The organism is Streptococcus moroccensis (assembly GCF_030812835.1).
GTDB classification, from domain to species: Bacteria; Bacillota; Bacilli; order Lactobacillales; family Streptococcaceae; genus Streptococcus; species Streptococcus moroccensis.
In genome coordinates this window covers 52,712-79,134 of record NZ_JAUSTM010000010.1, presented here as the reverse complement: position 1 = coordinate 79,134, position 26,423 = coordinate 52,712, and the positions used below count along the sequence as shown (strand labels likewise).

Here is a 26,423-nt window from a genome sequence, read left to right as displayed (position 1 = left end):
TATGTTAAAATCATATCCAGCTGTTTTTCACCAAGAAAACGACGGAACGTTTTGGGTTGAGTTTCCTGAATTTGGCGGGGGAACACAAGGACAAGATATTGAAGAGGCAATGAAAAACGCTAGAGAAATGTTGGAGGGATTATTAGCATCCTATCTTGATGATGGATTGACGTTACCGAAACCAACTGATATAAGAAGTCTAACAGTAAAAGATGGTTTTGTAACTCTTGTGCAGGCTGATCCGAGGCCTTTTTTAAAAAATAATAAGGCCATTCGTAAGAACGTAACAGTGCCAGAATGGCTTGTCAAAATGGCTGATAAGGAAAAAGTTAATTATTCTGAAATACTAACTCAAGCGCTAGAGAAAAGACTGCAAATTTAAACCATTCATAAAGTAGAAATGTCTTAAAAACATTGATTTTAAGCAATATTTTCAATTTACTGTTATTAGGAAATAGTCTTCTTCGAAACAGTGTGATAAAAAACTTAAGTGAAAATACTTTATAACTTCATAGAGCTGTGTTGTTTCGAATGGTTCCATATACCCAACTATCTCAGCAGTTAATGCTGCCATTGAGCGGACTAGAGCATTAGGCAACTAACCTGACTTAAAAGGCCTCTCGTTCCATAGGGGACATCGAGAGGTCTTTTTGATTTTCTTTTCGCATTAATCGGCGCTTCGTAACGCCTTTTCATCGGAGACATTATCTTTGTTTTGATCGAAATCGTCTTTGATCCGACTTAGCATGTCTTGATCCAATTCAGAGGATAATGCCTCTAAGCATAAGCTATAGCTATACTGAAAGAATTTCTTCACTTCCGCCTGAGCACTCTTGTCTGAAATCATGTAGATGAGGTAAATGCTTTCTAAGATGGCTCTAGCTACAGCAGGGTCTGATTTTCCATAAAATAAAATTTGGTTGAAGGTCAGATACATTTCTTCTTCCACAGAATAAGAATGGTACACGACTTTGGCATTGTCATTAGATGCTAGGAGGATGAAGTGATTTTGACTGGAGAAAAGCTTTCCAAGGAGTAGGGCTAATTTATTGATACAGATAATGGCAGTGTTGGGGTCATTCACCCCTGGACTAAGGGCTTTCAAGGCGATTTCAATGATATTAGTAATTTCAAAATGGTAATCTTGGCTTTCATTTTTTACGGTATTAAACACTAGGGCATTTGAAATCTTTTTAGCCAGTTCGATTTCTTCTTCATGGGACAACTCATTTTGGTTGAGAAAATTTAAGGTAGCGATGTAAACACCCCTTGGAATGTATTCACCGATCTTTTTCGTAATGACCAGTTCGCAAGGGATATCCTTTAAGGTTGTGAGGAGGGCTTTATGATCGATATGGTAGAGATAGCCTGTTGATTGGCCAAATATGTTAAGTTTTGATTGGAATTTTTCAGCATCATATCGTTCAGAGGATTTACGTTGCTCAGCTTCTGTGATGATTAAACGGTCCGCCTGAGCAAAGACATTATCAATCACATTGTCATACTTGATGTCCCGCAGCACCCGCCTGACGAACAAGACAAACGCAATCATAGATGTCACGGCGTAAAAAATAGCGATTGTACCTGAAATAACCATCACATCTTCAGAGAGATTTTGCAAGAAGAAAAGGGCTAAAACAGTGTAAAAGAAGCCACCAATAAGAACTCCGAACAGACTTAAAACATGTGGTTTATCGATAAAGTCTTGAACGATTCGTGGTGTAAAGGAACTGGAATAATAATTGAGGATCGTTAGAATAGTGGTTAGGGTAAAGGTCGTAACTGTTAGGAAGACCCCAGATAGATTGGATAAAAACGAGGTAGAGACATTGGTTGATAGCAGTAAAAAATCAGGCAAATAAGTCTTTAAACCTGGGAGATGATAGTCAAACAACCAAGTGATTAACAGCAAGACTACTGATAACAAACTGTAACTAATAATACGGATAAAGTTTCTGTTGTTAAAGTAACCTAGTTTAATCTTTTGTATCATGTTTAGTCTTCCTTTCCTTCCTAATCATTGTTAGGCTTTATTTATCATATCATAATCGAAACTAAAAAGGAATTCCCCATTTTTCACCTGTCTGATCGATTCATGTTATAATAGAATGGATTGAAATGAGAAAAGTGGACAAGAATGATAAAGACAAAATATGACTGGAAACTGTCACCAACGGTGGTAGATACTTCCTTTTTGAAAATGGCCAAAAAGAAAGGGCTAGACGAGTTATCAGCACAGTTGCTATATGCGCGTGGTGTTAAAGATGAGATGCAGTTACAGTCATTCTTAACCCCGTCTATTGAGGACCTCCATGACCCCTATCTCTTACAGGATATGGAAAAAAGCGTTGCTAGGATTCGCCAAGCAATCGAAAATGGGGAGGGGATCTTAATCTATGGGGATTATGATGCTGATGGCATGACCAGTGCCAGCATTGTAAAAGAAACCTTGGATGAGCTTGGAGCTGAGAGTATCGTTTACCTGCCTAATCGCTTCACCGACGGGTATGGCCCTAATCTCAGTGTCTACAAGTATTTCATTGAGCAAGAAGGTATCAGTCTTATCCTTACAGTCGATAATGGTGTTGCAGGGCACGAGGCGATTAGCTATGCGCAAGAGCAATGTGTGGATGTGATTGTGACGGACCACCACAGTTTGCCTGCCGAGTTGCCAGAAGCTTTTGCAGTGGTCCATCCAGAACACCCTGATGCAGATTATCCTTTTAAACACTTGGCAGGGTGTGGGGTTGCATTCAAATTAGCCTGTGCCCTTTTAGACGATGTCAATATGGAACTGCTAGATCTTGTTGCTATTGGAACGATTGCTGATATGGTCAGCCTAACCGGTGAAAATCGGATCCTGGTCAAGTATGGGCTTGAAGTCCTCAAAAGAACACAGCGCCTTGGCTTGCAAGAACTAGCCCAATTAGCAGGCCTTGACTTGGCAAACCTAACGGAAGAAACGGTAGGCTTTCAAATCGCACCGCGTCTCAATGCTCTAGGTCGTTTGGACGATCCCAATCCAGCTATTGAGCTCTTAACAGGTTTTGATGACGAAGAGGCACGAGACATCGCGCAACTGATTGAGGATAAAAATACGGAACGTAAGGCTGTGGTTCAGGCCATCTATGAGGAAGCAAGAACCATGGTTAATCCAGATAACCCCGTTCAGGTATTGGCCAAAGAGGGCTGGAATCCAGGTGTTCTAGGGATTGTGGCGGGGCGTCTTCTCGAAGAGTTCAATCAGCCAGTAATTGTTCTCAATAGTGCTGATGGTCTGGCTAAGGGATCTGCAAGATCAACCGAAGCCGTGAATATGTTTGAAGCGCTTAGCCCGCACCCAGAACTTTTTGTTGCTTTTGGTGGCCATGCGGGAGCGGCAGGGATGACCCTAGAAATAGATAAACTGGAAGACTTGGCGGAAGTTCTTGGAAACTTTGTCAAAGAAACTGTCGGTGATAAGAGGCAAAAGCCTAAACTTTTCCTTGATGAAGCCCTCGAGTTATCACAGTTGACCTTGGAAACGATAAAAGGCTTAGATAAGCTAGTCCCCTTTGGGATGGACAATAGACAGCCTGTTTTCTACCTCCAAAACCTGAAAGTGGTCTCTGCTCGTGTTATGGGACAAGATAATAGTCATCTCAAGTTTAGAGTCAACCAGGCTGGCACAGAGCTGGACGTGGTTGCCTTTGGACAAGGGTCACAGGTCAATGAATTTCTGCAGGTGAAAGATTTGGAACTGGCTGTGACCTTATCGGTGAACCAATGGAATGGCAATACGAGTGTCCAGTTGATGCTGGTCGATGCGCGTGTGTCGGGTGTTCAACTCTTTGATATTAGGGCTAAAAATCTCCCTATCCCTGCAGGTGTTCCTGCTATTTCAAATCAGGCTGATGAGGATGTAGCAGTGGTCATTGACGTTCCTGAGTCTCTGGAAATCCTTCAGGATCTTTTTGAGGGGCGTGAATTTCAGGCGATTTATTTTAAAAATGATATCAAGAAAGCATACTACTTATCAGGCTACGGAACCAGAGAGCAGTATGCTAAATTTTACAAGACCATCTACCAATACCCCGAATTTGATGTTCGCTATAAACTTGGCGAGTTAGCCAATTACCTTAAAATTCCTCAGATTCTTCTGGTAAAAATGGTCCAGATTTTCGAAGAGCTTGGGTTTGTGACCATCTCAGATGGTGTGATGACAGTCAATAAAGGGGCAGCCAAACGTCATTTCGAAGAAAGCACGATCTATCAAGCCCTTCGACAAGAAGTTAAATTCCAAGAATTAATGGCTCTAGGAACGGTTCAGGAAATCTACCAAGCCATTAGGGCTAAAGAGGTGGCTCCTGAAGAACCTGCTTCTGGAGAAGATGCGTAGAGGAGGTGAATCGATGAGCCTTCAAGAATATATCACCAAGACAGAAGAGTTTGTGCAGAGCCTGTTTCAAGATGATGCCAGTGGCCACGATTGGTGGCATATCGTTCGCGTCAGAGATATGGCTTTGCGCCTGGCCCAGGCTGAAGGCGCCGATTGCTTTATCTGTCAGATGGCAGCCCTTCTTCATGATGTGGCGGATGACAAGTTAAATAGCAGTGAGGAAGTGGGTCTTAAAAAAGTAGATGACTTCTTGTCGCAGCTCGGTCTTCCTGAAAGAGATCGCAGTGCTATATTAGACATCATTGCCAACATGTCTTACCGGGGTGGCCAAAAAGCTCAGAAACCGCTGAGTTTGGAAGGACAGTGTGTTCAGGATGCTGACCGTCTGGATGCGCTCGGGGCTATCGGAATCGCCAGAACCATGGCTTACTCTGGACACAAGGGGCGCCTCATTCATGATCCTGCTTTGGAACCAAGAGCGCAGATGACGCTAGCAGAGTATCGATCTGATGGCGGCACGGCTATTTTACACTTTTATGAAAAGCTTTTGAAGCTTAAAGACTTGATGAATACAGATATGGCCAAAACGTTAGCAGAGGGACGCCATGCTTTTTTAGAAACCTACTTAGAGCAATTCTACGCCGAATGGCGGTCGGAACGCTAGAAACCTAACCTTAGCCCATTTTAAAAGAGAAAAATAAGCTAACCGGTTAAAAGTATGCTATAATGGTTTGTAAAAACTTTTTAAAAGAGAGATAACAAATGAATTTAAAAGACTATATCGCCCGCATCGATAATTACCCTGAAGAGGGCATTGTTTTTCGAGATATTAGCCCCCTGATGGCTGATGGGAATGCTTACAGTTATGCGATTCGTGACATTGTACAGTATGCGACTGATAAGGAAATCGATATGATTGTCGGTCCTGAGGCGCGTGGGTTTATTGTGGGTTGTCCTGTAGCCTTTGAGCTTGGTATTGGGTTTGCCCCTGTTCGTAAGCCTGGGAAATTACCTCGTGAAGTAATTTCTGCTACTTATGAAAAAGAGTATGGAACAGACACTCTATGCATGCATGCTGATGCCATTAAACCTGGGCAACGCGTCCTAATCGTTGATGATTTGCTGGCAACTGGTGGTACGGTGAAAGCCACAATTGAAATGATTGAAAAATTGGGTGGTATCGTAGCAGGCTGTGCCTTCTTGATTGAATTGGATGACCTTAATGGCCGTGAAGCCATTGGGGACTATGATTATAAGGTACTTATGCATTATTAAGAAAAATAAAGGTAGGAAGCCGATGACTGAAGAAGCAAAACTCGTCAAAGCACCCAAGGTCATGTCTGACCTTCGGCAAGATATCGTGAAAATGCCTAAGGCGATTTGGGACTGTTCTGGGATAAAGATTTATGGACGTTTGATTCGAGCGGTTATCTTCACGACTGATGTTGCCATTATTGCGAATACAAACGCGGATGCGGTTTTGGCAGTCTATCCATTTACACCGAGCCCTGCCATTGCTAAAAGTATTATGTCAGTGGCTAATATTCCTGTCTTTGCAGGTGTTGGTGGTGGGTTGACCAAGGGCTATCGCTCTGCCAATATGAGTTTGTTTTCAGAATCTGAAGGCGCAATGGCAGTAGTAACGAATGGTCCGACCAGTGTTGAAACCATTGAGCGAATGAATGAGATGATTGATATCCCTATTATCTATACCGTTGTCTCAGAACACTCTGATATTGCTTCGCGCCTTAAGGCAGGTGTTGATATTTTGAACATTTCAGGTGGCGAGCGTACGATTGAGATGGTAGCCAAGATTCGCCAACAATTTCCTGACGTGCCGATTATGGCGACAGGTGGTCCAAATGAAGAGACCATCCGAGCTGTTATTGCTGCTGGAGCTAATGCAGTAACCTACACCCCACCAAGCAATGGTGAACTTTTCAAACACAAGATGGAAAAATACCGTCATCAAGAAGATGAAGCCCATCGACAGGACTAACACCGAATGCCAAACAAATAAGGGAATATAGGTTAAACCTATACCTCCTTCTAAAAATTACCTGTTTGAAATGGCTGGGAAACTGCCTTATAATAAAGATAATGTTTCGATAGAATGAGGGGGAAGAATACCATGCCTATAAAAATTGATCAGGGATTGCCAGCTGTTGAAGTGCTTCGGTCCGAAAATATTTTTGTCATGGATGATCAAAGAGCAAATCATCAGGATATTCGCCCTTTGAATGTTTTGATTGTCAACTTGATGCCGACTAAGATTGTGACAGAAACCCAACTGCTGAGACTTTTGGCTAATACCCCATTACAACTCAATGTTGATTTTCTCCAGATGGTCAGCCATAAGTCAAAAAATACAGCTGTTGATCATTTAACAACATTTTACAAAACCTTTCAACAGGTGAAAGACCATTACTATGATGGCTTAATCATAACCGGAGCTCCAGTGGAAAATCTGCCATTTGAAGCGGTTAATTATTGGGAAGAACTGGCTGAGGTCATCAAGTGGTCTAAAAGCCATGTGCATTCGACGCTTCATATTTGTTGGGGCGCGCAAGCAGGTCTATATGCGCGGTATGGGATTGACAAATCTCGGTTGTCTTCTAAATTATCCGGTATTTTTAGGCAAGAGGTCGTCCAACCTACGAATCCTCTTCTGCGAGGGTTTGACGACGCTTTTTTAGCGCCTCATTCCCGTCATACAACAGTCGACCCAGAGGCAATCTTAGCCATTGATAATCTTGAAGTACTGGCAGAAGGATCAGATGTTGGTCTCTCTATTTTAGCTTCAAAAGACCTCCGAGAAGTCTACAGTTTTGGACATCTGGAATATGACCGCGACACATTAGCTAAGGAATACCAGCGGGATTTAGCGGCTGGCCTCAACCCACAGGTTCCTGTCAATTATTTTGAAAACAATGACCCCAACCAAAATCCTCGGTTGCGTTGGAATTTAGCAGCAGCTCTCTTCTTTAGCAATTGGATAAATTACGCGGTCTACCAAGAAACACCTTTTGACTGGCAAATTGCCCAGTCCGATCCCCTGTTTTTTGCAGGATTATAAAGAGGGATTATGACATATTTACAGCAGTTTAAGTTAGGCAACCTGGTATTACCAGCTGCCTTGCTTTTTCATTGGAAGACTATTTTTTCGTCAACAGATGATTTCTTAGTCTGGCAATTTTTCTTTTATCAAAACACCTCAAAGCTTGAAGAGTTGGCGCCAAGCACGATTGCAGAAGCTACTGGAAAAAGTGTAGCTGAAATCAATCAATCCATTTCCAATCTCCAAGAAGCAGGACTTTTGGAATTTAAAACGATTGAGTTAGGCGGGGAGATTGAGATGATCTTTGATGCTATGCCAGCCTTGGAAAAGCTTGATGCAATACTAACTCCCAAAGACGAATCCCCTTCTCTGCAAAAACCCAATACAGTTAAAACACTGGTAGAGGACTTCGAAAGAGAGTTGGGCCGTCTTCTTAGTCCTTTTGAGATTGAAGATTTGCAAAAAACAGTAGAGGAAGGGGTTTCTGCTGACCTTGTTAAAGCAGCGCTCAAGGAGGCTGTTTTTAATGGCAAAACCAATTGGAAATATATCCAAGCGATTTTACGGAATTGGCGGCGTGAAGGAATTACCACTGTCAATCAAGTCGAAGCCAGACAGGCTGAACGTGAGGCTCATTACCAACCGCAACCAACGGCCAATATGGCTGATTTTCAAGCAGCTTTAGATGTGTTTAAGGATTAAAATGGAAATAGTATCAGAACGTTTAAAAAAGATTGCAAGCTTTGTTCCAACAGGGACAAGGCTTTTAGATGTGGGGAGTGACCATGCCTACTTGCCACTTTATTTGATGGCTCAAGATCAAATCTCTTTTGCTATAGCGGGGGAGGTTGTTGATGGACCCTACCAATCTGCTCGACGTCATGTGGCAGATTCAGCATACCATCATGCCATTGACGTGCGTCTGGCTGATGGTCTCTCTGCTATGACAGAAGAGGATAACATCCAGACAGTTGTGATTGCAGGCATGGGGGGACGTTTGATTGCCCGCATTTTAGAAGACGGTCAAAATAACCTGGAGTCAGTGGAACGTTTGATTCTTCAACCTAATAACAGTGAAGATGAAGTCAGGGCTTGGCTAAACAGCCATGGCTATGCTTTGGTTGCTGAGCAGATATTATCAGAAAACGGGAAAGTTTACGAAATCTTGGTTGCTGAGCCTGGAGAGCAAACACTAAGTGATCTTGAACTGCGGTTTGGTCCCTTTCTTCTACAGGAAAAATCCGATATTTTTAGGGCGCGTTGGCGTAAAGAAGATGAGAAGTTGTCTCAAATTCTAGCCAACATCCCGCCTGAAAAATCCGGTGAACGCCAATTCATAATCAAGCAGATCGATGCGATTAAGGAGGTCCTTACATGAACGCTAGTGAAGTGATTGCCCGTTATGAGGCTTTTTGCCCCCAAGAACTCAGCATGCCAGGTGATGTCTCTGGTCTGCAAATTGGAACATTAGATAAGGCCATCAAACGGGTGATGGTGGCTCTGGATGTTCGTGAAGATACGGTAGCAGAAGCGATTGCTAAAAAGGTTGACCTCATTATCGTCAAGCATGCGCCAATCTTCAAGCCCTTAAAGGACCTAGTTGCAGACAAGCCGCAAAACAAGATGTATGTGGACTTGATTAAGCATGACATCGCGGTCTATGTCAGCCATACTAATATAGATATCGTAGAAGGTGGGCTCAACGACTGGTTCTGTGAGCTTTTGGATATCACAGGAACCAGTTACTTGTCAGAAGTCCATCCAGGTGCTGGGATTGGACGAGTTGGTAACATCTCTCCCCAATCCTTAGGAGCCCTTGTGAACAAGGTAAAAGACGTCTTTGGCCTAGATGGGCTTCGCGTGATTTCCTACCAGCGAGACCTCAGCCATGAAATTTCCCGCGTCGCTATTTGTGGAGGGTCTGGTGATGATTTCTATCCAGATGCTATCAAGGCTGGAGCAGATCTCTATATCACAGGGGATATTTATTACCACACCGCACAGGACATGCTCACTCAGGGTCTGACAGCGATTGATCCTGGACACCATATTGAAGTTCTTTTTGTGTCCAAAATCGCAGAGCTCCTAAGCAAGTGGGCTGTCGAAGAAGGATGGACTCTCGAAGTCCTCCAAAGTCAGGCCAACACCAACCCTTTTGTATTTCAATAAAAGGAGGATGTTTTATTGAGCGACTATCAATTGAAATGAAAACTGAGTTTTGTGCTCAGTTTTTTATTGGAGTTTTTTTCTGTAACATTAATTTCACGCTTATAAATAAGCCTTTGTGGTATAATAATAACAACTATGTTTAAAGGAGACCTTTATGAAAGGTATTATTTTAGCAGGTGGTTCTGGAACACGCTTGTATCCATTGACCCGTGCTGCATCAAAACAACTCATGCCCATCTATGACAAGCCCATGATTTACTATCCGCTGTCTACCTTGATGTTGGCAGGGATTACAGAAATTTTGATTATCTCAACCCCACAAGACCTCCCACGGTTTGAAGAGATGTTGGGAGATGGGTCCGAATTAGGGATTTCCCTTTCTTATGCAGTTCAACCAAGCCCAGACGGATTGGCACAGGCCTTTATTATCGGAGCGGACTTTATCGGTGAGGACAGTGTCTGCTTGATTTTAGGAGACAATATCTACCATGGCAATGGCTTGACCAAGATGCTCCAACGGGCAGCGTCAAAAGACAAAGGCGCAACTGTCTTTGGCTACCAAGTCAAAGATCCTGAACGCTTTGGTGTGGTTGAGTTTGACGAGAACATGAACGCCATCTCAATCGAAGAAAAACCGGAAGAGCCAAAATCCAATTTCGCGGTTACAGGTCTCTATTTCTATGACAATGATGTGGTAGAGATTGCCAAAAACATCAAACCAAGCCCTCGTGGCGAATTGGAAATTACAGACGTTAACAAGGCCTACCTTGATCGCGGCGATCTCTCTGTGGAACTGATGGGACGTGGCTTTGCCTGGTTGGATACGGGTACGCATGAAAGCTTACTGGAAGCGGCGCAATACATCGAAACCGTTCAACGGTTGCAAAATGTCCAAGTGGCCAACTTAGAAGAAATTGCCTACCGCATGGGCTATATCACTGCTGAGCAAGTCCATGAGTTGGCACAACCCCTGAAGAAAAATGAATACGGGCAATACTTGCTCCGTTTGATTGGAGAAGCCTAATGTCAGAACACTTTTTTGATAAAGAATTAGCCTGCCGTAAGATTGATGCCATCCCTGGCCTCTTGGAATTTGATATTCCAGTTCGTGGGGATAACCGTGGCTGGTTCAAGGAAAATTTCCAAAAAGAAAAAATGGTACCGTTAGGCTTCCCAGAAAGCTTCTTTGCAGAAGGCAAGCTGCAGAATAATGTTTCTTTTTCCCGTAAAAATGTTCTTCGTGGCATGCACGCAGAGCCTTGGGACAAATACATTTCAGTAACTGATGGTGGTAAGGTGCTAGGGGCTTGGGTTGACCTACGTGAGGGTGAGACTTTTGGCAATGTTTATCAGACTGTTATTGATGCTAGCAAGGGAATTTTTGTGCCGCGCGGTGTAGCCAATGGTTTTCAGGTCCTGTCTGACACCGTTTCATACAGTTATTTGGTCAATGACTATTGGGCGCTTGAACTCAAACCTAAGTATGCCTTTGTCAATTACGCAGATCCAGCGCTTGGTATCCAATGGGATGATTTAGAAGCAGCAGAGGTCTCAGAAGCTGATAGCAACCATGTCTTGCTCAAGCATGTCAAACCCTTGACCAAAGAGGATTTGTGACATGTATCAAGTATTTCTAGCAATTGCCAGAGAATTAAATCAGATTGGTATAACCCCGCTTTTGATGGGGTCTGTTGGACTGGAGCAGGTGACAGGTCAATCTTGGTCGGCGCGTGATTTGGATATTCATGTCCCTAGTGATCCGCGAGGTTGGGAAGCGCCTGATGACGAGCGGATTTATCGTTTTGATGAACTCAATGCCATCATGGAGAAGTTAGGCTATCACTTGGTTGATCGTCATGAACACGAGTTTCAAAAGGATGGGCGTTCTGTTGAATTTGGTGGCCTGCATTCTCTGCCAAGCTTTGCTGGTGTTGCCCTAGGGGACCTAGAAGAAGTAGAAGACGAGGGCGTTCATTACTACTTACCTAATCTGGAGCAGTACCTCAAAATTTATCAGGCTTCATCCAAGGATAGCTATCGCGCTGAGAATAACAATCACAAAGACTTCGCAAAAATTGACTACTTAAAACAAGCATTAGGAAAATAAGCAAGAAAGGACTGTTCAGTTCACATCGTTAAACTGAACACGGGACTAAATTTCTAGGAAAAAAATAAATCTTTCTGGACACAAGACGTCTTCGTCAGATTTTCTATTTTTCTACGGATTACGGAATTTTCGCAAGCGAATCGTCCCTTTGTATCTTAAAATATGACTCAATATAAAAACATTATCGTCACTGGTGGAGCCGGTTTTATCGGTTCAAACTTTGTGCATTACGTATACAACAATCATCCAGATGTCCACGTAACCGTTTTAGATAAACTGACTTACGCTGGTAACCGTGCGAATATCGAAGCCATCCTCGGTGACCGAGTGGAGTTGGTTGTGGGGGATATTGCGGATGCTGATTTGGTGGATAAGCTTGCCGCTAAGGCAGATGCTATTGTTCACTATGCAGCAGAAAGCCATAATGACAATTCCCTCAATGACCCAAGTCCCTTTATCCATACCAACTTTATCGGGACTTACACACTCTTGGAAGCTGCGCGTAAGTATGACATTCGTTTCCACCACGTGTCAACGGATGAAGTTTACGGAGATTTACCACTTCGTGAAGATTTGCCAGGTCATGGTGAAGGTCCAGGTGAGAAATTTACAGCTGAAACCAAGTACAATCCATCTTCGCCTTATTCATCAACCAAGGCAGCCTCTGACTTGATTGTAAAAGCATGGGTACGTTCATTTGGTGTGAAGGCAACGATTTCCAACTGTTCAAATAATTACGGACCTTACCAACACATCGAGAAATTCATTCCACGCCAAATCACCAATATTTTGGCAGGGATCAAGCCAAAACTCTACGGTGAAGGAAAAAACGTCCGTGACTGGATCCATACCAACGACCACTCAACCGGTGTTTGGGCGATCTTGACCAAGGGCCAAATGGGTGAAACCTACTTGATTGGTGCCGATGGTGAGAAGAACAACAAGGAAGTCTTGGAATTGATCTTGGAAAAGATGGGTCAGCCAAAAGACGCTTATGACCATGTCACAGACCGTGCTGGTCACGATTTACGCTATGCCATAGATGCCAGCAAGCTCCGCGATGAGTTAGGTTGGACACCAGAATTCACCAACTTTGAAGCTGGTATTGAAGATACCATCAAGTGGTACACAGACAACCAAGACTGGTGGAAAGCTGAAAAAGAAGCAGTCGAAGCAAAATATGCTAAGACACAAGAAGTGATAAAATAGGAGTCCTTCATGATTTTAATTACTGGCGCAAATGGCCAATTGGGAACAGAATTACGTTATTTGTTGGATGAGCGTGGTGTGGACTATGTCGCAGCAGACGTTGCTGAAATGGATATTACAGACGCCGAAAAAGTCGATGCTTTCTTTGCGGATGTGAAACCAACTGTCGTTTATCACTGTGCCGCCTACACGGCAGTTGATGCTGCTGAGGACGAAGGCAAAGAGTTAAACTACAAGATCAATGTCACAGGTACTGAAAATGTGGCCAAGGCTGCGGCTAAATACGGTGCTACCTTGGTTTACATTTCAACGGACTATGTTTTCGAAGGGCAAAAACCAGTTGGTCTGGAATTGGAAGTGGATGAGCCAGCTAACCCTCAAACAGAGTACGGCCGTACCAAGCGTTTGGGTGAAGAAGCAGTTGAGAAATATGCGGATAAGTTCTATACGGTGCGTACAGCCTGGGTATTTGGAAATTACGGTAAAAACTTTGTCTTTACCATGCAAAACTTAGCTGAAACCCGTGACACCTTGGGTGTGGTTAATGACCAATTTGGTCGTCCGACTTGGACACGGACCTTAGCAGAATTTATGGTACATTTGGTCGAAACCAAACAAGCCTTTGGCTATTACCATCTTTCAAATGATTCTGAAAAAGGCATCAGCTGGTATGACTTTGCCAAAGAAATTTTGAAAGATAAAGATGTCACTGTTAACCCAGTATCCTCTGATCAATTCCCAGCCAAGGCCAAACGTCCGCTTAACTCAACCATGAGCTTAGCTAAAGCAAAAGCAACTGGATTTACCATTCCAACTTGGCAAGAAGCTTTAGAAGCTTTTTATAAGCAAGGCAAGTAGTTCATCCTAGTTTGTTATTGCGATTTTTTCAAAAAGCTTAGTGTTAAACGGCTACTAATAGGAACTTGAGACGTCGAGTCTTGAGTTCTTTTTTTCTTTTGATGGTGATACCCAAACATACAGTCGTAATCAGTTTTTTCTTGACAATAGATAATTAACTGGTAAAATAGTTTTTGTAAAAAAATTAAGGAGGCTTAACTTGAAACATTTTAAGGTTAAACAGTTATTTTTTTTAGCACTTTGCTTAACTGGTTTACTTTTGACGGTTGCTTGTTCTCACAAGGAAGAGAAGTCTGAGAATGGGCTTCAGATTGTGACTAGTTTTTATCCCATTTATGCGATGACCAAGGCAGTGTCAGGTGATCTTAATGATATTAAAATGATTCAGTCTGGTAATGGTATCCATGGTTTCGAACCTTCCGCAAATGACATGGCAGCCATCTATGAAGCGGATGTTTTTATATACCATTCGCATACTTTGGAGAGTTGGGCAGGGGCGCTTGATCCTAACTTGCAGGGGTCCCATGTTGCTGTACTTGAAGCGAGTGAAGGGATGACGCTTGATAAGGTGAAGGGGCTTGAGGATATTCCTGTTGGTGAGGGGGTTAATGCAGCCAGCCTTTATGATCCTCATACTTGGAATGACCCTTTAAAAGCAGCAGAGGAAGTTCACCTTATTGCTCAAAAACTCAGTGATTTGGATCCAGATAACGCTTCTATCTATCAAGAAAATGCCAAGCAGTTTGAAAAAGAAGCTCAAGATTTAGTGTCTCAATACCGTCCCTTATTTGAGAAAGTGACATCCAAGCACTTTGTAACCTCTCACACCGCCTTTTCTTACCTTGCCAAGGAATTTGGGCTAGAACAGCTTGGGATATCAGGTATTTCAAATGAAGTCGAACCAACTTCTCGACAATTAGCTGAGATGGAGGAGTTTGTGAAAACTTATAAGGTGAAAACCATTTTTGTAGAACAAGGTGTCTCACCAAAGATTGCTGAGACGATTGCGTCGGCAACTGGTGCTGAAATTAAGGAGCTCAGCCCTCTCGAGATTGACCCCCAAAATGGAAAGACCTATCTGCAAAACCTTGAAGAAAACCTTAAGATTTTGGTGGATACCTTAAATCAATAATACTAACTAAAGGAGATACAATGGCAAAAAAACGCTTATTAATCAGTAGTGCTATTCTCAGTCTTTTTGTAGCTGGAAGTGCAGGTGCTTATCATATTGGTCATTCGCAAGGTCAACAGGATGCGATGGCCAATCAAGTTCAGTATGCATCAGCCAGCCAAAAGGATGGTCAAATCCTTACTGATACTAAAGGACTTAGTCCTGATGAAGTCAGTGCCAAAGAGGGTATTTCGGCTGAACAAATCGTCATTAAAATTACCGATGATGGTTATGTAACAGCTCATGGTGATCATTTCCATTATTATTCAGGAAAGGTTCCTTTTGATGCCATTCTTAGTGAGGAACTGATTATAAAGGACCCTAATTATGTTTTCAAAGAATCGGACGTCATCAACGAAGTCAAAGATGGCTACATTATTAAGGTGAATGGTCAGTATTACCTTTACTTAAAGAAAGGGGCAAAGTCTGAAAATATTCGAACAAAAGCAGAAATCGAAGAACAACAGGTTAAGGCAGGACGACGCCCAGGCCAGCATGCTGGTAATCAGGGAAGTTCTTCTCAAGCGATTTCAACCAACTCTCATGGTCGCTATACGACTGATGATGGTTATGTCTTTAACCCAACAGATGTTATAGAGGATTTGGGGGATGCCTTCATCGTTCCACACGGGGATCATTTCCACTATATCCCTAAAGGGGATTTGTCTCCAAGTGAGTTGGCAGCAGCCCAGGATTATTGGAATAGAAAGATTGGAAGTGGGCAACCAACTGGTGGACGGATAGGTGGTGTCCCAGGTCAACCTATTGTCTACCAACCTAACAGCCCGGTAACAAACCAGCCTTCAACAGGCGGAAGTTCACAGCCTAATGCTCCAGTAGGGCATGGCGGAACTGACGCTGTTCAACCTGGTGAGAGCCTTGTGGGCTTGTTGGCCGAATTGGATCGGACACCGCTTGCTAACCGTCACGTGGAAGCTGATGGTCTTGTCTACGATCCAAGGACCATTACTCGCTTTAGCAGTACAGGCGTTGCTGTTCCACATGGAGATCATTATCACTTCATTCCTTATAGTGCCATGTCTGCGCTTGAATTGAAGATTACTCGTCTTTTGGCTGCAGGACATCCGATTAATGACCAACCTCTGGTAGCCCCTGCTAAGCCTGAGCAACCAAAACCGTCTCAACCTCAGCCGTCTCAGCCAGTGGCGCCAAACCAGCCTGTCGCTCCGATTGCTAAACCGACTTTGCCAATAGAACCAAATGTTCCAATTGTTAAGCCGACGTTACCAAATCAACCTGAGGTTAGCCCAAGTCAACCAGGGGAAGCGGACAAAGGAAATGGCCTTAATCTGGACCTTAAAAACCGGAAAAAAACAGCTAAAGGACAAGATGGTAAACCTTACACGACTGATGACGGCTATACTTTCTCGCTAGATTCTATCAAGCGATATGATGAAGCGGGCATTATTGCTGGTCATGACGATCATGAGCACTATATTCCGTTTGAAGACTTGGATGACAGTGAGATTGAAGCCTTTTTGAACCTCATCAATGGGGATAATACTGTTATTGATCGGGTTGAAAAATCACCTTTCTCAGAAGAAGAAATCGCTGCAAAACTAGCCTACATTTCCTTGCAAAATGGTGTTAAGGTGGAAGAATTAAAGGTGTCCGGAGATGACATTATCGTGCCACACGGCAATCACTTCCATACGGCAAAACTATCTAAAACACCAACTCGTCTTAGTCAAGCAGATTTTGAAGATGCTAGTGAGTACCGTAGTACACTCATCGAGATGTTGATGAATAAGATCAAGATGGACTATCCGGGTAGTGATGTGATTCGTACTGGCAATACAGCAACGGTGATTGGCAAGGATGCTTCCAGTCATACTGTTGATTTAATGGCCATGGAGTTAGCCATTCCGTACGATAAAATCGATTTGTCACGAAAACGCCCTGCGGTTGAAGAGCCAACCGATACAGAAGACAAGACAGAGTCTGAGCACAGCTTTACACCTCTGGATCAACGGGACGGTAAGTCAAATGCTGAAATTGTTTATAGCCCTGAAGAAATAGCTAAAGCCAAAGCTGAAGGGAAATACACGACCTCAGATGGTTATATTTTTGATCCTCGTGATATCACGGATGATATGGGAGACGCTTATGTCACCCCTCATATGGACCATATCCACTGGATCCCGAAAGCTGACTTATCTGAAGCAGAATTAGCTGCCGCGGAAGCTTATTGGAAGGCTAAAAATGATCAGCCAACCACAGTCGAAACGGCTGATGGTGAGGGCGAATCTGAAGATTCCCTTTCAACTCCAAAACTCTTTGAATCGGTGACAGCCGCTAAGATTGTGCCTGTTGACAAGATTCCTTATACTGCAGATCAGGCAGTTGACTACCGTAATGGTATGCTGATTATTCCTCATCATGACCACTACCATAACCTTGATTTGTCTCGGTTTGATGGGCCTCGTGCCATTTATGAAGCGCCCGAAGGCTACAGCTTAGCAGACTTAATGGCAACTATTAAGTACTATATTGAAAACCCTTCTGAGCGTCCTTACAAATCTGGCTGGGGAAGTGATAGCGACCATGGAAAAGAGGTCGAGGATGATGTAACTGACACTGATGATGACCTCTTAGAAGAGGAAGAAGAGACTTCTGAGAATGAGGGGCCTGATATGGCAGTCATTGCGCAGCAGTACGGAATGGATACTAGAACCTTCCAGAAAAAGCTCATGCAACTGATTTTTAAATACCGTGTTAGCCAGGAAAACTTCCGCTTTATTAATGGCACTGATGTCGAAATTCATCTGACAGATGGCTCAGTCATCACGGTGAATGTACATACGATGGCAGAAGTGACACAACCAGAAGCTTCTAGCCAGCCAGAAGTGGTTCCTGTAGAAAATGAGGAAGCTAACGCGCTCCTTACTACGAAAGAAGAGTCTCCTTTTCTTGATAATGACTCTGAACAGCCTATATTAGAGTCTACCGAGTCGTAGTTGTCTTTGTAAAAATAGGCTGGGATAAAAGTCTTAGCTTTCTAATAATTTATCATCTATTAAACAAAACGCAGTGGTTGAGTGGGGTGGGACGACAAAATAGAACCTATTTGGTTACTGATTTTTGTCCCACTCCCTTTTCGAATTTCTAAAAGGTTTAGGCTGTCAATCGAAAATGAAAATGTCCCGCAAAATTAGGTCCTATTTGTGTCAAAACCACTGTTATTTTGTTGAGACATAGTTTATACTAGTATGTGGTTGGGTAAGGTTTTCTTTCTCAGCCTGATATTGGTCGTAAGATTTCCCAATCTTACGCAGATAGTTATTGAAAGATGCCAGTTTCCACGGGTGAGATTGTGGAGGGATGTACTGGCGTCTTTCTTTTTTGAGTTCTTGAGGGTGTTCAAATTCTGCTGAGTGTTTGTCATGTTCTACGAGCTCCTTAGTTTGATATATTTTATCAGCGATGTTGAGGAAGATGTTTCCATCCAATGCTTGGATCACGAGGGCCTTTGTCCTGCGTGAAAAGTAGATGTCTTGTCCCTTTTCAACAGGCAGGAAAAATCGATTTTGGAAGCGAATATGGTGGCCAGCGTCAACGGTTCTCTCCGTTACCCGAGCCAGAATCAAGTTTCTCTGAGCAGGCTTAGGTGGTTCCTCAAAGACCGATAACTTGGCCTTGCCGCCGAAGGTCTTGTTAAACCGTTTCATCCAGGTCTTGAGGTAGTGGTTAGCCTCTTCCAGGGTCACAATGCCCAGTCTAGCCAAATCGACCGGCAGACGGGATTGGAGGGTCTGATTGAGTCGTTCCACGCGTCCCTTAGCCTGGGGAATGGAGGAGGTCTTGATGTCAATGCCAAGCTGATGGCAGGCATAGCCAAATTGGGTAAAGGTGTCTTCCTCCAGCTTCTTAGACTGTCTAGACTGATAGGTGAACACTGTCCGTTTGTCGGTCAGAAAGCGCGCAGGAATCCCCTCGTTTTCTAGAATCTGGTCGAGAACCTGGTAGTAGCCGTTTAGAGTTTCTTGGTGATCAAAGTAAGCCCCCACGACATCCCCAGAAGCGTCATCAATAGCCACATGAAGATGGGTTTCCAACTCTCCGAACCACTTGTAGGGGCTGGCGTCCATCTGAAGGAGTTCCCCGCGAAACTTTTTGCGAGGTCGACTAGGGTGGGCTTTCTCAGGTATTTCCAGAAAGTCCTCAGCCTTTGGTAGGAGAGCCAGGTCATCATTTTCTTTCTCCCTCATCTTAAGCTGTTTCTTCAGGCGTTTCTTCGTCTTTCTCTGTGTTTTAGGGGATAAAAAGCCAGCTTGGTAGAGCACTTTTCTCACAGTCGTATCGGAGTAAAGCAGGCTATTCTCTTCAGCCAAGAGTTCACAGAAATGGACCACGTTGGGTTTGAGGTCACCATAAGCTCTGTATTTCTCCAAAATGATGGCTTTGTTTTCTTCAGTTATGGCATGTCTAGGTTTTCTGTCCCTATTGCCATGCCTAAAGGCAGCCTTACCCTTTTCCCTGTAAGCCAGTACTAAACGATTGACTTGTCTTCTGGACAGTCCTAGTTCAACACAGGCCCTATCTTTCGTTTTTCTCCCGTTACAAACAGCCTTAATAGTTTGGTATTTTCTCGTTTCTGTCATGGTTAAATCTATTTTCTCATCTTTCTAGTGTAACAGATAGGACATTTTTACCTTCGACCTAACTAAGACATTATCACTTTCGAATGATAGCGAATAGCATGAGGCTTTTAGAATAGTAGACCTTTGCCATTAAAAAATATATAATAATAGTAAAACTATTAAGAAAGTAGTGGAGGTTTATATGGGATTATTTAGTGGGTTATTGGGAAATGCCTCTCAAAAAGATGTTGATAAAGTAGAACAGGACCTAAAAGATATCCTAATTTCTGGCGAACAGGTTAATTTAGCCTTTAGTCTGGTTAGAGATTTGATTGTCTTTACGGATTATCGCTTGATACTTGTCGATAAGCAGGGGGTGTCGGGTAAGAAAACATCCTATAAATCCTTACCTTATCGATCAATTTCACGTTTTACAGTGGAGACTTCTGGACATTTTGATTTAGATGCCGAACTTAAAATTTGGGTATCCAGTGCTAGAGAGCCCGCTGAAATCTTACAATTCAAGTCGGATTCTAGTGTTATTATGATTCAAAAGGCCCTTGCAGAAGCTGTTCTAAAATAATTGGGTCACCAATACGATAAACCGATTAAGGTTTGATGAATGATCGGTATTTGTAAAAAATGCGATTAAAACAAACGAAAAAGGTTGCGAAAGCAATCTTTTTTTGATACTATAAAACCTGCAGTTAAGATTGCGAACGAGAGAGGCGAGTTTTACTTTGCCAAACTTATTGCTGTTTTTATAAATGGTGGCTGGCTAGTAGTAGTCAAAATCCAAGCCATTGTGAAAGAAACAGGTTTGATGTAGTAGAGGGGCTTCGCGCCCATTGAAGAGATAGTACTAGCTATCGACTCAAATTTTTTATAACGTGATGGCAACCATTGCGCTTGTGAAAACGATTGGTAAGAGTAGTAAAAGTAAGACATGCTATATAGACTCTAACGTTCTACACTAATAAGACGCTAACACTGGGCTAAATGGCCAATTGGTGCGCCTTTTTAGAAAATGAAAAACCAATGTAAGACTCAAGTATGCTCTGCCATCCTTGGGTCTTTTTCTGTATGTGAAAACCAATTATTAGAAACCATTCTGAGCTGGTGTTGAATAGACAAAGAGCTGGAAAATAGATTGGACAGACCCCAGAAGAATAGGAACTTTCTTAGAAAGGAGATTGAGTGCAAAACCAAGAACGAATGCCGATTGTAGAGGCATTGAAAGAATTAAAGCAACGGCGTGTGGTTCCCTTTGATGTGCCGGGCCATAAACGAGGGCGGTCCAGCAGGGATTTGACCAATTTTTTAGGGGAACAAGCTGTCTCCATGGATGCCAATTCCATGAAGATGTTGGATAACTTGGGACATCCAGTGTCCGTCATAAAAGAAGCAGAAGAACTGGCCGCAGAAGCCTTCGGGGCCAAACACGCTTTTCTGATGGTCAATGGGACAACTGGTGCTGTGCAAAACATGATTTTTGCGACCATTAAGGCAGGAGACAAGGTTATCCTACCACGCAATGTCCACAAGTCTGTTATCAATGCCTTGGTCATGTGTGGTGGCTTACCAGTTTATGTGACTTCGCCCCTACAGGTGGATTTGGAAATCTCGACCGGGATGCCTTTGGCAGAACTAGAAAAGACTATCCTCGAACACCCCGATGCCAAGGCTGTCTTGGTCAATAACCCAACCTATTATGGCATTTGCTCAGACCTGCGTCGTATTGTGGACTTGGCTCATAGTCATGGGCTCTTGGTCCTAGCAGATGAAGCACACGGAGCCCACCTTTATTTTGGCAAAGGGTTGCCTATTTCAGGGATGGATGCGGGTGCCGATATGGCGGCGGTCAGCATGCACAAGTCAGGGGGGTCTCTGACTCAGTCGTCTTTCTTACTGGTCAACAACGAGGTCAACCCTGAGTATGTCCGTCAGATTATCAACCTGACCCAGACGACTAGCGCCAGCTATTTGCTCATGTCTAGTTTAGACTTGGCGCGTCGCAACCTGGTCATCAATGGAGAAGACATCTTTAACACGGTGCAGCGGTTGGCCCAGTATGCCAGAGATGAAATCAATGAGATTGGCGATTATTATGCCTACTCGACAGAGATCATTGACCGTGAAGGCATTTATGATTTTGATACGACCAAGCTCTGTATCAAGACGACTGATCTTGGCCTGACAGGTATTGAGGTCTATGACCTCCTCCGTGATGAGTACAACATTCAGGTGGAATTTGGCGATACAGCTAATATCTTGGCCTATATTTCAGTCGGTGATCGGATGCACGACATCGAACGCTTGGTCAGTGCCCTCTCTGAAATTCGCCGCCGTTTCAAACGGGAGAAAAAAGGTCTTCTCATCTTTGATATTGCAAAGACGGATGTTGTAATCTCCCCAAGAGAGGCTTTCTTTGCTGAAAAAGTCAGCCTACCGCTTGCCGAGAGTCAAGGGCAGATTTCAGGGGAAATGGTCATGTGTTACCCGCCGGGGATTCCGATTGTAGCGCCAGGCGAGCTGATCACAGCAGAAGTGATTGAGCACATCCAGTATGCCAAGGACAAGGGTTGTTTCCTCATGGGAACGGAAGATGCTGACGTTAACCACATCAATGTAGTGCAAGGCGACCAGGTCTAAAGAAAGGAAGAAAACATGGATTTATGGTTTTCAGAATACCACCAAGATGGTGTCAAACTCTCCATCAATGTGGAAAAAGAAGTGTACAGCGAGCACAGTGAGTACCAACACATCGCGGTGCTAGAATCTAAGGAATACGGACGGATTTTGGCCTTGGATGGTGAATTGATTACAACAGAAAAAGACGAATCCTTTTACAGTGAAATGGTGGTCCATGTCCCGCTGAATACCAAGGCGGATATCAAGTCCGTCCTTGTCATCGGTGGCTTAGATGGTGGTGTTTTGACTGAGTTGGAAAAATACCCAACCATCGAGAGCATCGACGTGGTCGAGCTGGATCAACGGGCGGTAGAAGTCTGTCAGGAATACCTGCCCCAAAGCAAGCTGGCCTTTCAGGACGAGCGGGTCAACCTCTATATCCAAGACGCCCTTAAATTTGTCCGCCGCAAGGAAAATGCCTATGACCTGATTATCGTTGATTCGGCCAATCCTTTTGGACTTAACGAGAGTCTTTTTACTAGGGAATTTTACGGTAATTGCTACAATGCTTTGACAGATGAAGGCATCCTAATCAACCAGCATGCCAATGGCTTCTACCAAGAAGACGTGACGGCCCTTCGCCACATCAGCGATCGCCTCAAGGCGGTATTTCCAGTCAATACGGCCTACTTTACCAGCGTGCCAAGCTATGCCGCAGGCTACCTCTTGGTCGGCTTTTCGTCTAAAGGGATTACCCCTGAAGAAAGCACAGGCCTGGCGGGTCAATTTGATATCCAGACCCAGTATTACAATGACCAAATCCACCGCGGGGCTTTTTACCTGCCCAACTATATCAAGGAGATGTTAACCAGTGAAACCTAATGTAACAACCTTTATCGGCTGTGAAGCCAGCTATGACGAGGGCAAGATGGTCCTTTTCGGTGCTCCCTATGACAGCACGACCTCTTTTCGTCCAGGGACCCGCTTTGCCAGCACAGCTATTCGAAATGAAAGCTTTGGCATTGAGACATACAGTCCCTACCAAGACAAGGATTTAGAAGACATTGCAGTCTTTGATGCAGGGGATTTGGAATTGCCATTTGGCAATACCATCGAGACCCTTCGCCAATTGGAAGAGCAGGTTGCGACTATTGCAGGAGATGGCAAACTGCCTATCATGATTGGGGGCGAGCACTCCATCACCGCTGGTCCAGTCAAGGCCATGTTGGCTAAATACCCTGACCTGCATTTGATTCAGTTTGACGCCCACACAGATCTCCGAGAAGACTATCTGGGTGTCCGTGAATCCCATGCCAGTGTCATCAAGCGCTGTTGGGATATGATGGGGGATGGGCGCATCTTCCAATTCGGGATCCGTTCGGGTCAAAAGGAAGAATTTGAATGGGCCAAGGAGCACACCCATCTCCAAAAATTCAACTTTGACGGTTTGGATGAAGTGGTGGAAAAGCTCAAAGGCAAGCCCGTTTACTTTACCCTTGATTTGGATGTTCTGGATCCGTCAGAATTTCCGGGGACCGGCACACCAGAAGCCGGAGGCGTTCGCTTTACCGAGCTTATGGCTGCCATTGAAAAAATCAGCCAACTCAACATCGTCGCAGCAGACATGAACGAGCTTTGCCCGATTTATGACCAGTCAGGCCAATCTACAGCCCTGGCCTGCAAGCTCTTGCGTGAAATCATGCTCTATCTCTACAAATAGAGAAAACAGAAAGGAAAGACAATGAGTAAAGCCCTTATTATTGGAGCTGGCGGAGTTGCCAGCGTAACAGTTCACAAATGTGTTCAAAACTACAAGGTATTCGAGGAAATCTGTATTGCCTCACGGACCAAGTCCAAATGCGATGCCTTGAAAGAAAAATTAGACGGGCAAGGTTGCAAAATTTCTACAGCCCAAGTGGACGCTGACAATGTGGACGAATTGATCGCTTTGATCAACGACTTCCAACCAGACATCGTCATCAACTTGGCCCTTCCTTACCAAGATTTGACCATCATGGATGCCTGCTTGGCGACCAAGACCCACTACCTTGACACGGCCAACTACGAGCCTGAAGACACAGCTAAGTTTGAATACAAGTGGCAATGGGACTACAAAAAACGCTTTGAAGAAGCAGGGATCACTGCTATCCTCGGATCTGGTTTCGACCCAGGGGTGACGGGTGTCTTCTCAGCCTATGCTCAAAAACACTACTTTGATGAAATCAACTACATCGACATCTTGGACTGTAACGGTGGCGACCATGGCTACCCGTTTGCAACCAACTTCAACCCTGAAATCAATATCCGCGAAGTCTCTGCCAATGGCCGTTACTGGGAAAATGGTGAGTGGGTCGAAACCCAACCTATGGAAATCAAACGTGTCTACGACTTTGACCAAGTTGGCGAGAAGGACATGTACCTCCTGTACCATGAAGAGTTGGAATCTTTGGCTCAAAACATCAAGGGCATCAAGCGTATCCGCTTCTTCATGACCTTTGGCCAATCCTACTTGACCCACCTCAAGTGCTTGGAAAATGTTGGCATGACCTCGATCGAGCCAATCATGTATGAAGGCAAGGAAATCATTCCACTCCAATTCTTAAAAGCAGTGCTGCCAGACCCAGCTAGCTTGGGCCCAAGAACCGTTGGGAAAACCAATATCGGCTGTATCTTCCAAGGGAAGAAAGACGGCAAGGACGTGACCTATTATGTCTATAATGTCTGCGACCACCAAGAATGCTATGCTGAAGTTGGCTCGCAAGCCATCTCTTACACCACAGGTGTACCAGCCATGATCGGTGCTATGTTGGTGTTAAATGGCCAGTGGCAAAAACCAGGCGTCTTCAACGTGGAAGAGTTGGATCCAGATCCATTCATGGAAGCCTTGAACGAGTGGGGCTTGCCATGGCAAGAAGACTTTAACCCAGTCTTGGTGGACTAGATGACAGAGGCGACAATTAAATGGTCGGTTGACAAGGTCCCGACCCCAGCCTTTGTGGTTGAAGAAAACTTGCTCCGCAAAAACTTGGAAATCTTGGCCCGAGTTAAAGAAGAAGCTGGCTGCAAGATTCTCTTGGCGCAAAAAGCCTTTTCCATGTTTCACTTTTACCCCCTAATCGCTGAGTACCTTGACGGGACAACAGCCAGTGGCATTCACGAAGCAAGACTAGGCTACGAAGAATTTGGCGGAGAGACCCATGTCTTCTCCCCAGCCTATCGTCCAGAGGAGATTGAGGAACTGCTTCCTATCTGTGATCACTTGGTCTTTAATTCCTTTAGCCAGTGGCATCGTTACAAGGATCAGGTTCTAAACAGTGGCAAGTCGGCAGGGCTTCGGGTCAATCCTGAGTGTTCAACCCAAGACGACCATGCCATCTATGATCCGTGTTCGCCAGGTTCTCGCTTAGGAATTCTGGATAGCCAGTTTGAGGGCGAAGATTTGTCAGGGCTTGATGGCCTGCATTTCCACACCCTCTGTGAGCAAAACTCTGATGATTTGGTGACGACTCTCAAGGCTGTCGAAGCCAAGTTTGGCAAATACCTGTCACAGATGAAATGGCTCAACTTTGGAGGTGGCCACCACATCAGCCGTGAGGATTATGATGTGGACCTCTTGGTTTCAGAAGTCAAACGCATCAAGGAAACATATGGTGTTGAAGTCTACCTCGAGCCAGGAGAAGCTATTGCCCTAAATGCTGGCTACTTGGTTGCTCAAGTATTGGATATCACGGAAAACCGTGGTGTCTTCAATGCCATCCTTGACACATCAGCGACCTGCCACATGCCAGATGTGCTTGAGATGCCCTACCGTCCGCATATCATCAGTACCGGAGAAGCCCATAAGAAGGCTTATACCTATCGCTTAGGTGGTCCGACCTGCCTCGCAGGGGACCACATTGGCGAGTATAGCTTTGACCAACCTTTGGAAATTGGCAGCCGTTTGATTTTCTGCGACATGGCCATCTACTCTATGGTCAAGACCAATACCTTTAACGGTATGCCGCTGGCTTCAATCATGGCTGCGGATGCCCAAAACAACTTGACCCTGGTCAAGTCCTTTGGCTACCTTGATTTCAAGGAACGCTTGTCCTAAAGACGATCAAAACACCGCAAGACTGTCCTGAGAAGCACAGTAGTGCGGTGTTTTTTAGCTTTTATAAAAAATAATCTCAACTATCCGTTAAGATTAACTCGAGATATGAAGGATTAAAAGAAACGCCAAAGGATAGTAATGGGAGTAT

At 44.2% G+C, this 26,423-nt stretch carries 24 protein-coding genes and 1 pseudogene; 23 read left to right on the top strand and 2 right to left on the bottom strand.

The features are described 5' to 3' along the window. Nucleotide 1 precedes the first annotated feature (1 nt). Nucleotides 2-382, top strand: coding sequence for a type II toxin-antitoxin system HicB family antitoxin (locus J2S23_RS06250; protein ID WP_307121893.1), 381 nt, complete (start codon nt 2-4; stop codon nt 380-382). Between the two features lie 285 nt (nt 383-667). Here J2S23_RS06250 and J2S23_RS06245 read toward each other — a convergent pair whose 3' ends face one another. Next, nucleotides 668-1,993 carry a DUF2254 family protein gene (locus J2S23_RS06245; protein WP_307121892.1) on the bottom strand — a complete coding sequence of 442 codons (1,326 nt, stop codon included), beginning with the start codon at nt 1,991-1,993 and terminating at the stop codon, nt 668-670. A 144-nt stretch (nt 1,994-2,137) separates the two neighbouring features. On the opposite strand from J2S23_RS06245, the gene recJ reads away from it, so the two are divergent. The 16 genes and pseudogenes from recJ to J2S23_RS11315 all read left to right on the top strand — a co-directional run bounded on the left by recJ (nt 2,138) and on the right by J2S23_RS11315 (nt 17,928). Continuing rightward, on the top strand, nt 2,138-4,378 hold the full coding sequence (gene recJ / locus J2S23_RS06240; protein WP_307121891.1) for a single-stranded-DNA-specific exonuclease RecJ: 2,241 nt from the start codon (nt 2,138-2,140) through the stop codon (nt 4,376-4,378). Nucleotides 4,379-4,391: 13 nt separating this feature from the next. Beyond that, nucleotides 4,392-5,042, top strand: coding sequence for an HD domain-containing protein (locus J2S23_RS06235; protein ID WP_307121890.1), 651 nt, complete (start codon nt 4,392-4,394; stop codon nt 5,040-5,042). A 98-nt stretch (nt 5,043-5,140) separates the two neighbouring features. Then, entirely contained in the window at nt 5,141-5,653 is a 513-nt protein-coding gene (locus J2S23_RS06230; protein WP_307121889.1) for an adenine phosphoribosyltransferase, read from the top strand. Nucleotides 5,654-5,675: 22 nt separating this feature from the next. Then, a complete protein-coding gene (locus tag J2S23_RS06225; protein WP_307121888.1) occupies nt 5,676-6,377 on the top strand; it encodes a beta/alpha barrel domain-containing protein in 702 nt (233 codons plus the stop codon). Between the two features lie 132 nt (nt 6,378-6,509). Further along, nucleotides 6,510-7,454: a homoserine O-acetyltransferase MetA gene (gene metA / locus J2S23_RS06220; RefSeq protein WP_307121887.1), complete on the top strand. Its 945-nt coding sequence runs from the start codon at nt 6,510-6,512 to the stop codon at nt 7,452-7,454. A gap of 9 nt (nt 7,455-7,463) precedes the next feature. Next, nucleotides 7,464-8,138 (top strand): DnaD domain-containing protein, encoded by a 675-nt coding sequence (locus J2S23_RS06215; RefSeq protein ID WP_307121886.1) that lies wholly within the window; start codon nt 7,464-7,466, stop codon nt 8,136-8,138. After that, nucleotides 8,134-8,814, top strand: coding sequence for a tRNA (adenine(22)-N(1))-methyltransferase (locus J2S23_RS06210; RefSeq protein ID WP_307121908.1), 681 nt, complete (start codon nt 8,134-8,136; stop codon nt 8,812-8,814). Before J2S23_RS06215 ends, J2S23_RS06210 begins: the two co-directional genes overlap by 5 nt. Next, entirely contained in the window at nt 8,811-9,605 is a 795-nt protein-coding gene (locus J2S23_RS06205; RefSeq protein ID WP_307121885.1) for a Nif3-like dinuclear metal center hexameric protein, read from the top strand. The genes J2S23_RS06210 and J2S23_RS06205 overlap by 4 nt, the downstream gene beginning before the upstream one ends. 154 nt (nt 9,606-9,759) lie before the next feature. Beyond that, on the top strand, nt 9,760-10,629 hold the full coding sequence (gene rfbA / locus J2S23_RS06200) for a glucose-1-phosphate thymidylyltransferase RfbA (protein WP_307121884.1): 870 nt from the start codon (nt 9,760-9,762) through the stop codon (nt 10,627-10,629). Then, a complete protein-coding gene (locus J2S23_RS06195) occupies nt 10,629-11,222 on the top strand; it encodes a dTDP-4-dehydrorhamnose 3,5-epimerase family protein (protein WP_307121883.1) in 594 nt (197 codons plus the stop codon). The genes rfbA and J2S23_RS06195 overlap by 1 nt, the downstream gene beginning before the upstream one ends. Before the next feature lies 1 nt (nt 11,223). Continuing rightward, nucleotides 11,224-11,712: a nucleotidyltransferase family protein gene (locus J2S23_RS06190; RefSeq protein ID WP_307121882.1), complete on the top strand. Its 489-nt coding sequence runs from the start codon at nt 11,224-11,226 to the stop codon at nt 11,710-11,712. A 162-nt stretch (nt 11,713-11,874) separates the two neighbouring features. Then, nucleotides 11,875-12,921 (top strand): dTDP-glucose 4,6-dehydratase, encoded by a 1,047-nt coding sequence (rfbB, locus tag J2S23_RS06185; RefSeq protein WP_307121881.1) that lies wholly within the window; start codon nt 11,875-11,877, stop codon nt 12,919-12,921. Between the two features lie 9 nt (nt 12,922-12,930). Then, on the top strand, nt 12,931-13,779 hold the full coding sequence (rfbD, locus tag J2S23_RS06180; RefSeq protein WP_307121880.1) for a dTDP-4-dehydrorhamnose reductase: 849 nt from the start codon (nt 12,931-12,933) through the stop codon (nt 13,777-13,779). Nucleotides 13,780-13,978: 199 nt separating this feature from the next. Continuing rightward, entirely contained in the window at nt 13,979-14,911 is a 933-nt protein-coding gene (locus tag J2S23_RS06175) for a metal ABC transporter solute-binding protein, Zn/Mn family (protein ID WP_370868695.1), read from the top strand. 20 nt (nt 14,912-14,931) lie between these two features. After that, a pseudogene (locus J2S23_RS11320) lies at nt 14,932-16,017 on the top strand (pneumococcal-type histidine triad protein); the annotation flags it as partial. Between the two features lie 96 nt (nt 16,018-16,113). After that, nucleotides 16,114-17,928, top strand: a complete 1,815-nt coding sequence (locus J2S23_RS11315) for a pneumococcal-type histidine triad protein (protein ID WP_370868697.1) — start codon at nt 16,114-16,116, stop codon at nt 17,926-17,928. Between the two features lie 222 nt (nt 17,929-18,150). Here J2S23_RS11315 and J2S23_RS06165 read toward each other — a convergent pair whose 3' ends face one another. Continuing rightward, entirely contained in the window at nt 18,151-19,572 is a 1,422-nt protein-coding gene (locus J2S23_RS06165) for an ISNCY family transposase (RefSeq protein ID WP_307121878.1), read from the bottom strand. A gap of 181 nt (nt 19,573-19,753) precedes the next feature. Between J2S23_RS06165 and J2S23_RS06160 the strand changes: the two genes are divergently transcribed. The 6 genes from J2S23_RS06160 to nspC all read left to right on the top strand — a co-directional run bounded on the left by J2S23_RS06160 (nt 19,754) and on the right by nspC (nt 26,275). Next, nucleotides 19,754-20,134 carry a PH domain-containing protein gene (locus J2S23_RS06160; RefSeq protein WP_307121877.1) on the top strand — a complete coding sequence of 127 codons (381 nt, stop codon included), beginning with the start codon at nt 19,754-19,756 and terminating at the stop codon, nt 20,132-20,134. A gap of 632 nt (nt 20,135-20,766) precedes the next feature. Then, nucleotides 20,767-22,203: an aminotransferase class I/II-fold pyridoxal phosphate-dependent enzyme gene (locus J2S23_RS06155; RefSeq protein ID WP_370868696.1), complete on the top strand. Its 1,437-nt coding sequence runs from the start codon at nt 20,767-20,769 to the stop codon at nt 22,201-22,203. A gap of 15 nt (nt 22,204-22,218) precedes the next feature. Next, nucleotides 22,219-23,064 (top strand): polyamine aminopropyltransferase, encoded by an 846-nt coding sequence (gene speE, locus J2S23_RS06150; protein WP_307121875.1) that lies wholly within the window; start codon nt 22,219-22,221, stop codon nt 23,062-23,064. Further along, on the top strand, nt 23,054-23,902 hold the full coding sequence (speB, locus tag J2S23_RS06145; RefSeq protein WP_307121874.1) for an agmatinase: 849 nt from the start codon (nt 23,054-23,056) through the stop codon (nt 23,900-23,902). Before speE ends, speB begins: the two co-directional genes overlap by 11 nt. A gap of 21 nt (nt 23,903-23,923) precedes the next feature. Further along, nucleotides 23,924-25,123, top strand: coding sequence for a saccharopine dehydrogenase family protein (locus tag J2S23_RS06140; RefSeq protein WP_307121873.1), 1,200 nt, complete (start codon nt 23,924-23,926; stop codon nt 25,121-25,123). Then, nucleotides 25,124-26,275, top strand: coding sequence for a carboxynorspermidine decarboxylase (gene nspC, locus J2S23_RS06135; RefSeq protein WP_307121872.1), 1,152 nt, complete (start codon nt 25,124-25,126; stop codon nt 26,273-26,275). Nucleotides 26,276-26,423 lie beyond the last annotated feature (148 nt).